Origin of the sequence: Massiliimalia massiliensis, from assembly GCF_900155615.1 — a bacterium.
GTDB lineage: Bacteria > Bacillota > Clostridia > Oscillospirales > Ruminococcaceae > Massiliimalia > Massiliimalia massiliensis.
Genome location: NZ_FUHT01000002.1, coordinates 100,249 through 114,432, shown reverse-complemented (window position 1 = coordinate 114,432; position 14,184 = coordinate 100,249). Strand labels below are relative to the sequence as shown.

Sequence of the window (14,184 nt, the reverse complement as noted above, 5' to 3'; positions counted from 1 at the left end):
ATAAATTTCCATAAACCAATGAAAAAAGAGATTTTTTCTTGCATTTCTCCCGAACAAAAGCACGATATTTGTAAAATTTCGAAAAGTTTATTTTATTAGGAAGCGACGTTTTTACTCTGGTTATACATATTTTCTGCAAAAATGCCGTAACCGGAGGTTGGATCGTTGACAAACACATGGGTCACCGCACCAACCAGTTTGCCGTTTTGTATAATAGGAGTGCCGCTCATGCCCTGCACAATGCCGCCGGACAAAGAGATCAAATCTGGATCGGTAACTTTAATAACCATATTTTTGACCTTATTTTCCTCCCGGTAGTCAATATCCGTAATTTCAATTTCATATTCAACTGGTGTATTGCCCTGAAAATTACAGAGAATGGTTGCCTTTCCTTTCTTTACCTCCTGTTGAAAAGCCATTGGATAGGTTTTTTCAGAAAAATCCTTCTGAAAAAGGGAACCATAAATACCGGTTTCGTTATTCGTATTAATCGTACCGATGGATTCACCGGTAGTAAAAACGCCCATGAGCTCTCCGGGATTTCCGGAGGAACCTTTTTTAATGCTGTTGATGGTAACGTCGCAGACCTCTCCGGAACCGACGGGCATAATCTGTCCGGTATCAACGTCGCAGATGGCATGTCCCAGGCCGCCGAAAACGCCCGTTTCCGGGTTGATAAAGGTGATGGTGCCAATTCCAGCCGCGCTGTCCCGCACCCAAATACCGCCCTTGTAGCTGCCGTCGGACTTGGATTTTATGGGACTTACGGTGAAATCCATCTTTTTCCCGTTGCGTTCGGCTTCAATGACGACAGGTTGTCCTCCGCTTTCCTTGATAATCAGGGCAACTTCTTCATTATAGGAAATTTTTTTATGATTGACGCTTAAAATAATGTCCCCGGTTTTCAGCCCAGCCTCTTTTCCGGGACATCTTTTCCCGTTTTCTCCTTCGACATCAGCAAATCCTACGATTATCGCACCTGCTGTAAACATTTTGACGCCAAAGGTATCGCCGGAGGCGATGAGGTTAGGCGCCTCAGTCTGAGAGACGGATACAGTTTTAATGGGAATCAGCCCGAACAGGTCAACAGAAACAGATTGAGCGCCGGATGTACCTGAAACAGCAGAGGCGTTTCCACCGGTATGAGAGGTAGAGAGATACTGCTGAGCTAAGGAAAAGGCGGCGGAATCCTCAGTATGGTACCGGTCTGGAAGGAATTCATCCAGATAGGCAATTTCTGCAAACAGCGCGATAGACAGGCAGGTCAGAGCGGCTGTTATTTTATGAATCAGTTTACGCATAGATAAATCCTCTTTTCATTTGAAAATCATTCTTACTCTTATCATTCACATTGAGATTTTCTTTACTTGTGGGAAAAAGAGGCGAAAGAAATCTTCCAGTGATGGAAGGATTTACATTTTTTAAAGAATCAGTTATACTAAAAGAGTATCGAATCATGAAGGAGCTTTTTATGAGAGTTGCAGTAGTCGGAAGCAGATCGATCAGGGAAATAGACCTTGGACGAATTTTACAACAAATTCCGGATAACTGTTCAGAGATTGTTTCGGGCGGCGCGTCCGGTGTAGATACCATCGCAAGGGATATAGCAAGCCGGCTGTCGGTGCCGATGAAAGAATTTTTACCAGACTACCACTCCTTTGGAAGAACTGCGCCCTTTCAGCGCAACCAGGAAATTGCAGACTACTGTGATATGCTGGTAGCGGTTTGGGACTACCGCTCAAAGGGGACGCGGGATGTTCTGCTCCGCGCATTAAAGCTGCAGAAGAAGGTTAAAATTGTCATGGTAGATGCCATGGAGGAGAACGAAAAAGAATAAAACAAGGATGACCTGCCGGCAATTCTGTGGGCAGCACCATTGGACAAGATTCAAAACATTTTAAGAAAGGTTTGCGTAAAAACGGAAATTTTACGCTGGAAAGGAAGCCTTTATCGGACAAAGGCAAGGTGATTTTTATGATACGGGACTTCATTCGCTATTACCGGCCGCATATCAAGCTGTTCATTCTGGATATGGTTTGTGCTTTTATTGTCGCGGCCTGCAATCTATTTTATCCGATGATCGCAAAAAATATCATCAACGACTATGTGCCGAACCAGTTGTTGAATCAACTGGTCTGGTGGTCGGTGATCCTGATCTTGATTTATATTGCAAAAGCGGGACTGAGCTATTTTATTCAATATTATGGGCACGTTGTGGGGGTGCGGATGCAGGCGGATATGCGCCGGGATATTTTCCATAAATTGCAGCGCCTGCCGTTTTCCTTTTTCGATAAAAATAAAACCGGAACTATTATGTCCCGGATCATGAATGACCTGATGGATATTTCCGAGCTTGCGCATCATGGGCCGGAGGATTTATTCCTTTCCATTATTCTCCTGATCGGTGCGTTTATTATCCTGTGTACCATCAACGTTCCGCTGACCCTGATTATCTATGCTGTGCTCCCACTGGGAGTTATTTTCAGCGTCAAGATGCGCGGAATGATGAATGTGGCGTTCCGCAAAAGCCGTGAGGAAATCGCAGAGGTTAACGCCAACCTGGAAAACTCCATTGCGGGAGTGAGGGTCTCACGGGCCTATACCAGCGGCGGCCATGAGCAGGAAAAATTTAATTTCTATAACCGATGCTTTGAAAAGGCGCGTTCTATGGCCTATAAAGCAATGGGATATTTTTATTCCGGTATGGGACTTTTCACTGATCTGCTATACGCAGTTGTGTTGATTGCAGGAGGATTGTTCTTCTTTAAAGGGATTATCGATGCCGGAGAATTTACCATGTACATCCTTTATATCAGCATGTTCCTAGACCCGATTAAGCGGCTGGTCAACTTTGTGGAGCAGTACCAGAACGGGATGACCGGTTTTGAACGGTTTGAAGAAATTATGGCTGAGGAGGAAGAACCGGAGGAGCCAGATGCACAGGAAGCGGGAATATTAAAGGGCGATATCCGGTTTGACCATGTCAGCTTTAGCTATGAAAATGATAGAGCGGGACAGGACGACCTAATTATTAAAGACCTCTCCCTGCATATTAAGCAGGGGACAACGGTAGCGCTGGTCGGACCGTCAGGCGGCGGAAAAACGACGCTCTGTCATCTGATTCCGAGGTTTTATGACCTGACTGCCGGAAAAATTATAATCGACGGCAAGGACATCACCAAGCTGACCCGGGAATCCCTGCGGAAAAATATTGGGATTGTTGCACAGGATGTTTTCCTTTTCACTGGCACAATCCGGGACAATATCGCCTATGGGAATCTTGAGGCTACAGAGGAAGAGATCATAGAAGCCGCAAAAAGGGCGAATATCCATGAATTCATCCTGGGAATGGAGGATGGATACGACACCTATATTGGGGAACGCGGTGTACGGCTGTCCGGCGGGCAGAAGCAGAGAGTTTCCATTGCGCGGGCATTTCTGAAAAATCCGCCGATCCTGATTCTGGATGAGGCGACCTCCGCGCTGGACAATGCGACAGAGCTGCACATCCAGCGTTCACTGGAGGAACTCTCCAGGGGGCGTACGTCCATTATTGTTGCACATCGTCTTTCTACCATTAAAAATGCGGATGAAATTGTGGTGCTGACGGATGAAGGAATCGCGGAACAGGGCTCACATCAGCAGCTTTTAGACCTGGACGGTATCTATGCGGAGCTGTACCGCTATCAGTTTGTGGGTCAGGAAGATATTTAAAAAGATCAGTTTAACATTTGACCGCTATTAATAAAAAATAAAAAGGCAGGATACAGAATTTCTGTATCCTGCCTTTTTATTTGGTTAAACTAGATAACACGTACTTTGATGATGCCGTCTACTGCTTCCAGGCTTGTGATAATACTGTCGGAAACATCTCCTGTCACATCAAGCATAGTATAGGCAATTTCCTTTTTGGAAGCGTTCACCATGTTTTCAATATTCATGTTCGAGTCTGACACAGCAGTGGTAATCTTGGAAACCATAGCGGTTTTATTCTTATGAATCACACAGATTCGTTTGTTGCTGCTCTTTGGCATCGAAGCGGCCGGCATATTGACGGAATTCTTGATATTTCCATTTTCGAGATAATCAATTAATTCCAGAGCTGCCATTCTTGCGCAGTTATCCTCTGATTCCGGAGTAGAAGCGCCCAGATGCGGGAATGCGACGACACCGGCATGGCCGATCTGTTCGTCGGTGACAAAGTCGGTCACATAGCAGGAGACCTTTTTCTCGTCCAGTGCGGCCAAAATATCTGCGCTGTCAACTAACTCGCCGCGGGCAAAGTTTAAAATATGCACGCCGTTTTTCATCATGGCGATGGATTCAGAGTTAATCATCCCTTTGGTTTCGTTGTTGCAGGGGACATGAACTGTGATATAATCGCAGTTTTCATAAATTTCCTTCAGGTTGGTAGCATGCTGGATTTTGTGGGATAGCTGCCAAGCGGCGTCAACATTCAGGTATGGGTCATAGCCGTATACCTTCATACCCAGTGCCGCTGCAGCGTTTGAAACAAGGACGCCGATCGCGCCAAGCCCGATGACTCCCAGCTTTTTACCGGAAATTTCTGGGCCGACAAACTGTCCTTTTCCCTTTTCTACCAGCTTGGAAACCTGGTCGCCCTGACCTTTGAGGGTTTTGATCCAATCCATAGACGGAGCAACCTTTCTGGAGGAAATCAGAAGGCCGAGCAGTACCAGCTCCTTTACCGCGTTTGCGTTTGCCCCTGGTGTATTGAATACAACCACACCGTTTTCCGCACACTGTTCGCAGGGAATATTATTAACCCCAGCGCCTGCCCTTGCAATAGCTTTCACGCTCTTCGGCAGCTCCATTTCATGCATGGAGGCGCTGCGAACCATAATTGCATCAGGGCTTTCGATGTCGTCCGAATAGGTATAAATATTACGGTCGAAATTTTCTAATCCGGCGGGGGAAATTTTATTCAGTAATTTGATCTGAAACATGAAAAACAACTCCTTTATCGTTCATCAATAAAAATTACATACCCCACCAAAACGGTGGGGCAGGCGGATATCGCTGTTATTGGTTTTCAGCTTCGAATTTTTTCATAAATGCAATCAGCTTTTCGACACCTTCGATCGGCATTGCATTGTAGATAGAAGCTCTCATGCCGCCGACAGTCCGGTGACCTTTGAGGTTAACAAACCCAGCTTCGATTGATTCCTTAATAAATTTCTTATCCAGTTCTTCATTGCCGGTGACAAACGGTACGTTCATCAGGGAACGGGAGTCTGGTTCTACAGTGCCTTTAAAGAGTTTGGACTGATCCAAGAAATCGTAAAGCAGCTTTGCCTTTTTCTGGTTGAGCTCGTGCATCTTTTCAATGCCGCCGATTTCGTTTTGAATCCATTCCAGCACCAGTTTGCACATGTAGATAGAGTAACATGGCGGGGTATTGTACATGGAACCGTTTTTCACATGGATTGAGTAATCAAACATGGTCGGAACCTTTTCATCTACACCCTGAATCAGATCCTCGCGGATAATCACAACTGTCAAGCCTGCTGGACCCATGTTTTTCTGAGCGCCTGCAAAGAGCAGGCCGAATTTGGAAACATCAATCGGTTCAGACAGGATGCAGGAGCTGATATCCGCTACCAGCGGGATATCACCGGTATCCGGCAGTTCATTATAGTGGGTGCCGTAAATTGTGTTATTCATGCAGATATAGAAATAATCCGCGTCCTTGCTGAAGGTGGATGGGTCGAGCTTTGGTATGTAGCTGAAGGTTTTGTCAGCACTGGAAGCAACAACGTTGCATTCGCCGTATTTCTGTGCTTCGCTGTAAGCTTTTTTTGCCCACTGGCCAGTGAGTACAAAGTCAGCCTTGTGATGCTTTTTCATCAGATTCATCGGAATCATAGCAAATTGAGATGAAGCGCCGCCCTGTAAAAATAATACTTTATAATTTTCTGGAATACTTAAAACTTCTCTTAACAAGGATTCGCATCCATTGATAATCTCTTCGAAGACTTTAGATCGGTGAGACATCTCCATAACGGACTGTCCGCTGCCGTTATAATCCAGCATTTCCGCAGCAGCTTTCTTCAACACTGCTTCAGGGAGCATAGAAGGCCCTGCACTAAAGTTATAAACTCTGCTCATGTTTCTTCCTCCATTCAACTTGCTCACTCTCTGTCGAATTAGCTCTTTAAAGTGAGTATAATCTCATTATATTTTTTTTTGAGGGATTAGTCAATAGGGTTTTGGCGATTTTGTGAAATTTTGGACAATTTAAATTTTTTCTTCTTTTAATTTTTACATGTCTCTTTTTCCCAGATGAATCAACTGTATAAATAAATTCCAAGTGGGCAAAAATAGTGATAAGCAGAGACGTCTGATTGTGGTGGAACAGGCGATAATAAGAAAAGAGGTATGCAATCTATGAAAAAAATGCAATTTTCCCAAACTGCAGAAGTGACAAAAAAGAAAAGAAGAATTTTTTATACAGCGCTGGGTTTATGTCTTGTTGCAATTGGCATCGCATTATATATAGGGATTAATCAGACTGTACAGGAAATTCACGAGGACAGAACAATCGATCTCAATAATACATCATCCAAAATCGACGTAGTTCAGAATGAAGATGATGACCCGCAGATCGAGGACGTAAACAAAAATGAAAGCGACGTTGCGGTGGAATCAGAAACATCCGGCGGCAATACCTCCTCAGAAGCAAGCAAGACTCCGGTACAGCCAAAGAAGCTGAGCTTTGCGATGCCTCTGGAGGGAGAAACCTCAAATGATTACAGCAACGGGGAGCTCGTCAAATCGAAAACCCTGAACGAATGGCGCACTCATGACGGGATTGACCTGAAGGCTGCTGCAAACACGCCGGTGAAAGCAGTAGCGGACGGGACTGTGGAATCTATTACAGAAGATGCTATGTGGGGCGTTACAGTAACTGTTTCCCATCAAAACGGCTATGAGAGCATCTATTGCGGCTTAAAGCCGAGCGTACCGGTGAAAAAGGGCGCAGAAGTCAAGGTTGGGGATATTCTAGGCTATGTTGGCAATACAGCAGAAATTGAAATTGCAGAAGAAAGCCACCTCCATCTTGGGATCAAAAAAGACGGAAGCTGGGTCGATCCGATGAGTTTGATGAAATAGGCAAAAGGACGGGGTTTCCCGTCCTTTTTTGATTGAAATTCATATATGCAGATGATACAATGTAGTAAAGGCTTTCCATTCCAAACAGAAAGAGGGAGAGTACATGAAAAAGCTGTCTTGTATCGCTGCATCCCTGATAATCCTAATTATCATAATCGTTGGAATTACAAAATGTAGTTTTTGTTTTATGGATTCCTGCTATTTTTATAGTCAAGCGGTTCGCAGTAAAGATATTGATATCTATGAAGGAGTACGGAAATGTTTTGTCGGAACTTGTTTTTGGGATGGTAAGTCGAGTGAGATCACAATCCCTGATCAATATCATGGCAAACCTGTGACAGGATTGGGTGGTTATCACGGTATAGGCGCTCCGGTATTGTGTTTTGTTGCTCCTGACAATGAATCTTATATGCCTGTAGAAAAAGTACAGTTTACATTAAATATGGGAAAACATATTTCGGAGATTAACGAAATAGAATGGGAGCAGTTTTCCTGGATAAACTGTCCGAAGGAAAACCGCACCTTCTATTCTAAAGATGGTATTTTGTATGCGAGAGAAAATAATGTGGTTGTGTACGATCCTGCTCGTCCGGATGAGGCGCTTACTTATTATCCGCAGGACTGAAATAGAAGGGGGAATGATTTTTATTCCCCCTTCTATTTTTTATTATAACCCGGCCTTTTTTCCAATATCGTGCCGGAAATGAATCTGATCAAAATGAATGGTTTCCAAAGCGGAATAGGCGCCACTAAGAGCCTCTTCCAAGGTGCTTCCGGTCTGGGTGACGCCCAGCACACGGCCGCCTGCAGTCAGGAATTTCCCGTCCTCAAATTTGGTTCCGGCATGATAGATGACAGCCAGGCCGCTTCCGCCGTTTTCATCTAGTCCAGAGATCGGAAGGCCGGTCTGGTATTTCTGCGGGTAACCGCCGGAGGCGGCAACTACACAGGCTGCCGCTTTGTCCCTGGCAAACTTGACAGGAACGTCGCTTAGCCGTTTGTCTGAAACTGCTTCGAAAATATCCAGCAGATCGCTTTCCAGAAGCGGCAGAACTACCTGCGTTTCCGGGTCACCGAACCGGCAGTTATACTCGATGACCTTCGGTCCCTTAGGAGTAATCATTAAACCGAAGAAGATGCAGCCCTGGAACGGGCGGCCTTCCTGATTCAGAGCTTCCATTGTGGGGATGAAGATGGTTTCCATACAGGTTTTGGCAATCTCATCCGTATAGCAGGGATTCGGCGCGATTGTTCCCATTCCGCCGGTGTTTAGTCCCTTGTCGCCGTCCAGGGCGCGTTTGTGGTCCATGGAGGAAACCATCGGAACAATTGTTTTGGAGTCGCAGAAGGTGAGAACGGAAACCTCCGGCCCGGTCAGGAATTCCTCGATTACAACCTTGCTGCCGCTTTCCCCGAAAATTTTGTCCTCCATAATCGAATGGACGGCGTCCTTTGCCTGCTCAAAGCTTTCCGCTATGATCACACCCTTGCCCAAAGCCAAGCCGTCAGCCTTGACAACTGTTGGATAGGTGTCCTGTTCTTTGATATAGGCAACCGCTTTTTGAGGATCGTCAAATACTTCATAGCCCGCGGTTGGGATATGGTATTTTTTCATCAATTCCTTAGAATAAACCTTGCTGCCTTCAATGATGGCCGCCGCCTTGTTCGGGCCAAAGGTACGCACGCCGATGTCATTTAGGGCGTCGACCATTCCGGCTACCAGCGGGTCGTCCGGCGCAACAACGGCAAAGTCAATCTGCTTTTCTCTGCAGAGCGCGCACATCCCGTCAATATCACAGGCCTTGACCGGGATACACTTGGCATCCTTTGAAATTCCGCCGTTTCCGGGCGCTGCAAAAATGTTTGTTGCCTTGGGGTTTTCTTTTATTTTTTTTATGATGGCGTGTTCCCGTCCGCCGCTTCCGATTACGAGGATGTTCATCCGCTATTTCTCCTTTGAATCAAGATTAATGATGGAACAGCCGAATTCCGGTGAACGCCATAGAAATTCCGTATTTATTACAGGTTTCAATCACGTTATCGTCCCGGATAGATCCGCCCGGCTGTGCGATAAATTCCACGCCGCTGCGGTGGGCGCGCTCAATATTGTCCCCAAACGGGAAGAAGGCGTCAGAGCCCAGCGCCACGCCGGACATCCTTCCGAGCCATTCCTTCTTTTCTTCTCTGGTCAGGGGTGCAGGCTGTTCGGTAAACATCTGCTGCCAGTTGCCGTCTCCGATCACGTCTTCGTAATCGTCCGAGATATAGACGTCGATGGTGTTGTCGCGGTCAGGACGGCGGATATCCTCCTTGAACGGAAGGGCAAGAACTTTCGGATGCTGGCGCAAAAACCAGATATCGGCTTTGTTTCCAGCTAAGCGGGTACAGTGGATTCTGGATTGCTGGCCTGCGCCGATGCCGATTGCCTGTCCGTCCTTTGCATAGCAAACGGAGTTGGACTGGGTGTATTTCAAGGTGATCAGGGAGAGAACCAGATCGCGTTTTGCTTCTGCCGTCAGGTCTTTATTATCGGTTACAAGGTTCTGGAGCATTTCTTCGTCGATTTTCAGTTCGTTGCGGCCCTGCTCAAAGGTAATGCCAAAGCAGTCCTTATGTTCTATCGGAGCAGGCTGATAAGCCTCGTCAATCTGAATAATATTATAGGTGCCTTTCCGTTTTGACTTGAGAATTTCCAGCGCCTCGTCAGTATAGCCGGGTGCAATAATTCCGTCGGATACCTCCCGCTGAATTAACGTGGCGGTTTCCTTGTCACAGGGATCGCTCAGCGCGATAAAATCGCCGTAGGAGGACATCCTGTCGGCGCCCCTTGCTCTGGCATAGGCCGTTGCCAACGGTGAGAGCTGAAGGTCATCGACAAAATAGATTTTTTTCAGCGTGTCGGACATCGGAACTGCAACCGCAGCGCCGGCAGGGCTGACATGCTTAAAGGAAGCGGCGGCAGGAAGGCCGGTTGCCGTTTTCAGTTCTTTGACAAGCTGCCAGCTGTTAAAGGCGTCCAGAAAGTTGATATATCCCGGTTTCCCGTTTAAAACAGTGATTGGAAGCTCTCCGTCCTTCATAAAAATCCGGGATGGCTTCTGATTCGGATTACATCCGTATTTTAAAAACAATTCGTTTGCCATATTAATTCCACTCCTTTATTACGTTACTTGTTTTTATTCATAATCCGGCTTTCTGTTTTTCCGGTTTTCAGGTCGATGAAGCGGGTGAAGAGGGAAACCTTATTATCCGCATTGAGTCCTTCCCAGACGGTTTTGGTAAACGCGTCCAGATCATTCTCTTCAATGACTACTCCCTGCGGGTCTCCTTCATAGGATGGAATCGGATTCCCATCGCAGGCGTAGGTGTGGATAAAATGGCCTTCTCCGGCAACGGGCTGCGCATATTCGTAGAAGAATCGCTGAACAGAATCAGAATTCCCGTTATTACTTTTCAGGATGGAAAGCTTATAGGAGAATGCTTCTTCGCTCAATGTTACGATACCGGAAATTCTCGGAGTATAGTTCGGGGAGTCCGGTTCAAAGGTACGGGTGCGGAGCGCTTCTTCAAAGGTTCTCCCATTCGCCATGAAATCATATACCGTGTCGGTCTGGTCGCCGTTGGTGACAACGGTGTGTTCGTCCAGCACGCGGACAGGGGAATAGATGATCAGGGATGGATCGGACAGCTTGGCAGGGTCGAATGCCTGCGTCCGGATTCCGGCGCCGTCCTCGACAAAGACGCGGTTTCTGGAATTTTCACTTCGCCCCATGATAAAATAGGCGATTGCCGCCTTGGCGCCATCCGGAGTCATTCCCAGGATAATTCCTCTGCCGGGATAAGTATTTCCTTCCAGCTCCGATTTTATGTTCACAAAATTCATTGCAATCCTTCCTTTCTAATCGAGGACATAAGCCAGTCCGTTTTCCACCTTGATTTTTCCTTCGCAAAACAGGGAGACCGCTCTCGGCAGAATCTCCCATTCCGCCTGCTCCATCACGCGTTTCTGCAGGGTTTCGGGAGTGTCCCCGTTTTCGACCGGGACAGCTTTCTGCAGAATGATCGGCCCGCCGTCGCAGACTGCGGTGACGAAATGCACAGTGGCGCCCGTTAGCTTGACGCCCTTTTCCAATGCCGCCTCATGGACATGAAGGCCGTAAAATCCTTTTCCGCAGAAGCTTGGAATCAGAGCGGGGTGGACGTTCATCATCCGGTTTGGATATGCGCTGCATACGCTTTCGTCCAGAATGGTCATAAATCCGGCATAAACGACTAAGTCTGCCTGCTCTTCCTGTAAGGCCGCTAAAACCGCCTGGCTGTAGGAGGCAACGTCAGGATATTCCTTCCGGTTTAAAACGCGGGTTTTAATTCCGTTTTGCTGCGCGCGTTCCAGTGCATATGCGCCTGGCTTGGAGGAGATCACACAGCAAATCCTGCCGTTTTGAATCTTTCCGTCCTTCTCGGCGTTGATCAGCGCCTGCAGGTTTGTTCCGCCGCCGGACACCAATACTACGATATTTAGCATATTTCCACTCCGTTTTCCCCGCGCACCAGCTCGCCGATGATATAGGCGTCCTCGCCGGAGGCTTTCAGGCTCGCGATAGCGCTGTCAGCAAACTCAGGGGATACAGAAATAATCATCCCGGCGCCCATATTAAAGGTATTGAACATGTCGCGTTCCGGAATATTTCCAACCTTCATGATGTAATCAAAGATTGGCAGAACCCGTACAGCGCTGCGGTCGATTTTAGCGGAAAGATGTTTCGGTATGGAACGCGGAATGTTTTCATAGAAACCGCCGCCGGTAATGTGAGAGATCGCATGGACTTCCACTTCCTCGAGCAGCTTCAGGATGGGCTTCACATAGATTTTTGTCGGAGTCAGCAGGGTGTCTCCGAGCGAAGCGCCCAATTCCGGGATCATTTCCGTCAGGCTGCGGTTTTCCACGTCAAATACCTTCCGCACTAAGCTGAAGCCGTTGGAATGCACGCCGCTGGACGGAAGGGCGATCAGGATATCCCCGGCCTTCTGATATTCCGGATGGAGTACCTTTTCCTTATCCACGACACCGACGGAGAAGCCTGCCAGGTCGTATTCATCAACGGGATAAAAGCCTGGCATCTCAGCGGTCTCACCGCCGATCAGAGCGGCTCCTGCCTGCACACAGCCTTCTGCAACACCGGAAACGATATCGGCCACCTTTTCCGGAACGTTTTTTCCGAGCGCGATATAATCGAGGAAGAAAAGCGGCTTCGCGCCGCAGCAGATAATGTCGTTGACACACATGGCGACGCAGTCAATCCCGACGGTATTGTGCCGGTCCATCAGAAAGGCGAGCTTGAGCTTTGTACCGACGCCGTCGGTGCCGGAAACCAGTACCGGTTTGGAAATCCCGGTTAAGTCCAGTTCAAACAGCCCGCCGAAACCACCAATCCCGGATAAAGCGCCCTTGGTCATGGTTTTGGCAACATGCATTTTCATTAATTCGACAGCCTTGTAGCCGGCGGTTACGTCAACACCGGCTTCTTTATAGCTTTCGCTGAAACTTTTCATACAAAAATTCCTTTCTTTTCTGTTACTCTTTGCCATTCCAGCAGTAGGTGCAGACGTCCTCCGGATCAATTCCGATAGAATCGAGCATCCCTTCCAGTGACTGGTAACGCAGGGAGGTAAAGTTTAGCTTTTCGCAGATTTTTTCGATCATTTTATGATATTCCGGGCAGCGGAAATCGCTGTATTTCTGTACAGTCTCCTCCGGGACATCCTCAGTGCCCTCCAGCTCGGCGATTGTTCGCCGGGTAATCAAATCCATTTCCGAGGTGGAACGGGAGAAGTTGAGATATTTGCAGCCATACATAATCGGCGGACATGCGGAACGGATATGCACTTCCTTCGCGCCGCTTTCATATAAAAATTCAACCGTTTCCCGCATCTGAGTTCCCCGGACGATGGAATCGTCAATGAACAAAAGCTTTTTATCCCGGATCAGGGAGTCAACCGGAATTAGCTTCATATGCGCGATCTGGTTTCGCATGGACTGTTTCGGCGGCATAAAGCTTCTTGGCCAGGTGGGGGTGTATTTGATAAACGGACGGGAAAACGGCACCCTGGACTGGTTGGCATAGCCGATTGCATGCGCGACACCGGAATCCGGGACGCCGGCGACTGAATCGATATCCACCTCAATGTCGTTTTTCGCAAGGATTTCTCCGCAGCGATAGCGCATCTGCTCTACGTCGATTCCTTCATAACAGGAGGTTGGATAGCCGTAATAGGTCCACAAAAAGGCACAGACCTTTTTCTTTTTCCTGGGCGGGATTTTGACGGTGACACCGTCAGGCGTCAGGAATACAACCTCGCCTGCCCCCAGCTCCCGTTCCGGCCTGTAGCCCAGATTCAGGAAAGCGAAGGATTCAAAGGAAGCGCAGAAAGCGTCCTCCTTCTGGCCGATGATGACTGGGGTACGTCCCATTTTGTCCCGTGCGGCATACAATCCGTCTTTTGTCAGGAGCAGCAGGGTCATCGATCCGTCAATCAGATCCTGCGCGTAACGAATCCCCTCCTCCAGAGAATCCTTCTGGTTAATCAGGGAGGCAACCAATTCGGTAGCGTTAATCCGCTCGCCGCTCATTTCAAGAAAATGGGACATCCCGTTTTCAAACGCCTTTTTCAGCAGTTCTTCCTCATTGTTGATCCGCCCAACCGTGGTGATCGCATAGCTTCCGAGATGGGAACGGACAATCAGCGGCTGCGGCTCGTTGTCACTGATGCAGCCAATTCCCATGTTACCGCTCATCTCTAAGATATCCCGTTCAAATTTGGTACGGAACGGGGAATTTTCAATGTTGTGAATCGACCGTTCAAATCCCTTGCCGGTATAAACTGCCATCCCGCCTCTCCGGGTACCCAGATGGGAGTGGTAGTCTGTCCCAAAAAAGACGTCCATCGCGCAGTCTGTCTTGGAAACAGCGCCAAAAATTCCACCCAAACAAAACACATCCTTTTTTACTTTCTTGCTTTTTTATGATAAAGAGGACAGGGCAGCGGTAG

13 protein-coding genes are annotated in these 14,184 nt (G+C 47.6%); 4 read left to right on the top strand and 9 right to left on the bottom strand.

Annotated features, from left to right (window positions below; genetic code table 11):
- Positions 1–95 precede the first annotated feature (95 nt).
- Complete coding sequence (gene spoIVB / locus CZ360_RS00515; RefSeq protein WP_077532263.1) at positions 96–1,301, bottom strand: SpoIVB peptidase; 1,206 nt, start codon at positions 1,299–1,301, stop codon at positions 96–98.
- Between the two features lie 170 nt (positions 1,302–1,471).
- On the opposite strand from spoIVB, the gene CZ360_RS00510 reads away from it, so the two are divergent.
- Both CZ360_RS00510 and CZ360_RS00505 read left to right on the top strand, forming a co-directional pair.
- Positions 1,472–1,837, top strand: a complete 366-nt coding sequence (locus CZ360_RS00510) for an SLOG family protein (RefSeq protein WP_077532874.1) — start codon at positions 1,472–1,474, stop codon at positions 1,835–1,837.
- Between the two features lie 137 nt (positions 1,838–1,974).
- On the top strand, positions 1,975–3,714 hold the full coding sequence (locus CZ360_RS00505; RefSeq protein WP_077532873.1) for an ABC transporter ATP-binding protein: 1,740 nt from the start codon (positions 1,975–1,977) through the stop codon (positions 3,712–3,714).
- A gap of 89 nt (positions 3,715–3,803) precedes the next feature.
- On the opposite strand, the gene CZ360_RS00500 is transcribed toward CZ360_RS00505, so the two are convergent.
- A complete protein-coding gene (locus CZ360_RS00500) occupies positions 3,804–4,967 on the bottom strand; it encodes a phosphoglycerate dehydrogenase (protein ID WP_077532262.1) in 1,164 nt (387 codons plus the stop codon).
- A 76-nt stretch (positions 4,968–5,043) separates the two neighbouring features.
- The gene (gene serC / locus CZ360_RS00495) at positions 5,044–6,129 is read right to left on the bottom strand and encodes a 3-phosphoserine/phosphohydroxythreonine transaminase (protein ID WP_077532261.1); all 1,086 of its coding nucleotides are present in this window, start codon (positions 6,127–6,129) and stop codon (positions 5,044–5,046) included.
- A gap of 279 nt (positions 6,130–6,408) precedes the next feature.
- Between serC and CZ360_RS00490 the strand changes: the two genes are divergently transcribed.
- Complete coding sequence (locus CZ360_RS00490; RefSeq protein WP_159438053.1) at positions 6,409–7,134, top strand: M23 family metallopeptidase; 726 nt, start codon at positions 6,409–6,411, stop codon at positions 7,132–7,134.
- Positions 7,135–7,237: 103 nt separating this feature from the next.
- Complete coding sequence (locus CZ360_RS00485; RefSeq protein ID WP_077532259.1) at positions 7,238–7,759, top strand: hypothetical protein; 522 nt, start codon at positions 7,238–7,240, stop codon at positions 7,757–7,759.
- Positions 7,760–7,801: 42 nt separating this feature from the next.
- Here the strand turns inward: CZ360_RS00485 and purD are convergent, their stop codons facing one another.
- The 6 genes from purD to CZ360_RS00455 are packed head-to-tail and all read right to left on the bottom strand — an operon-like array spanning position 7,802 to position 14,122.
- Complete coding sequence (purD, locus tag CZ360_RS00480; RefSeq protein ID WP_077532258.1) at positions 7,802–9,076, bottom strand: phosphoribosylamine--glycine ligase; 1,275 nt, start codon at positions 9,074–9,076, stop codon at positions 7,802–7,804.
- Positions 9,077–9,101: 25 nt separating this feature from the next.
- Positions 9,102–10,277: a phosphoribosylaminoimidazolecarboxamide formyltransferase gene (locus tag CZ360_RS00475; RefSeq protein ID WP_077532257.1), complete on the bottom strand. Its 1,176-nt coding sequence runs from the start codon at positions 10,275–10,277 to the stop codon at positions 9,102–9,104.
- A gap of 23 nt (positions 10,278–10,300) precedes the next feature.
- Positions 10,301–11,017: an IMP cyclohydrolase gene (locus CZ360_RS00470; protein WP_077532256.1), complete on the bottom strand. Its 717-nt coding sequence runs from the start codon at positions 11,015–11,017 to the stop codon at positions 10,301–10,303.
- 15 nt (positions 11,018–11,032) lie between these two features.
- Complete coding sequence (purN, locus tag CZ360_RS00465) at positions 11,033–11,659, bottom strand: phosphoribosylglycinamide formyltransferase (RefSeq protein ID WP_077532255.1); 627 nt, start codon at positions 11,657–11,659, stop codon at positions 11,033–11,035.
- On the bottom strand, positions 11,653–12,687 hold the full coding sequence (gene purM, locus CZ360_RS00460; RefSeq protein ID WP_077532254.1) for a phosphoribosylformylglycinamidine cyclo-ligase: 1,035 nt from the start codon (positions 12,685–12,687) through the stop codon (positions 11,653–11,655). Before purM ends, purN begins: the two co-directional genes overlap by 7 nt.
- Positions 12,688–12,709: 22 nt before the next feature.
- Positions 12,710–14,122, bottom strand: a complete 1,413-nt coding sequence (locus tag CZ360_RS00455) for an amidophosphoribosyltransferase (protein WP_077532253.1) — start codon at positions 14,120–14,122, stop codon at positions 12,710–12,712.
- Between the last annotated feature and the right edge of the window lie 62 nt (positions 14,123–14,184).

What these genes read in the sequence shown, in the direction of transcription:
- spoIVB (WP_077532263.1), bottom strand. Translation starts at nt 1,301, where the DNA reads ATGCGTAAACTGATTCATAAAATAACAGCCGCTCTGACCTGCCTGTCT.
- CZ360_RS00510 (WP_077532874.1), top strand. Translation starts at nt 1,472, where the DNA reads ATGAGAGTTGCAGTAGTCGGAAGCAGATCGATCAGGGAAATAGACCTT.
- CZ360_RS00505 (WP_077532873.1), top strand. Translation starts at nt 1,975, where the DNA reads ATGATACGGGACTTCATTCGCTATTACCGGCCGCATATCAAGCTGTTC.
- CZ360_RS00500 (WP_077532262.1), bottom strand. Translation starts at nt 4,967, where the DNA reads ATGTTTCAGATCAAATTACTGAATAAAATTTCCCCCGCCGGATTAGAA.
- serC (WP_077532261.1), bottom strand. Translation starts at nt 6,129, where the DNA reads ATGAGCAGAGTTTATAACTTTAGTGCAGGGCCTTCTATGCTCCCTGAA.
- CZ360_RS00490 (WP_159438053.1), top strand. Translation starts at nt 6,409, where the DNA reads ATGAAAAAAATGCAATTTTCCCAAACTGCAGAAGTGACAAAAAAGAAA.
- CZ360_RS00485 (WP_077532259.1), top strand. Translation starts at nt 7,238, where the DNA reads ATGAAAAAGCTGTCTTGTATCGCTGCATCCCTGATAATCCTAATTATC.
- purD (WP_077532258.1), bottom strand. Translation starts at nt 9,076, where the DNA reads ATGAACATCCTCGTAATCGGAAGCGGCGGACGGGAACACGCCATCATA.
- CZ360_RS00475 (WP_077532257.1), bottom strand. Translation starts at nt 10,277, where the DNA reads ATGGCAAACGAATTGTTTTTAAAATACGGATGTAATCCGAATCAGAAG.
- CZ360_RS00470 (WP_077532256.1), bottom strand. Translation starts at nt 11,017, where the DNA reads ATGAATTTTGTGAACATAAAATCGGAGCTGGAAGGAAATACTTATCCC.
- purN (WP_077532255.1), bottom strand. Translation starts at nt 11,659, where the DNA reads ATGCTAAATATCGTAGTATTGGTGTCCGGCGGCGGAACAAACCTGCAG.
- purM (WP_077532254.1), bottom strand. Translation starts at nt 12,687, where the DNA reads ATGAAAAGTTTCAGCGAAAGCTATAAAGAAGCCGGTGTTGACGTAACC.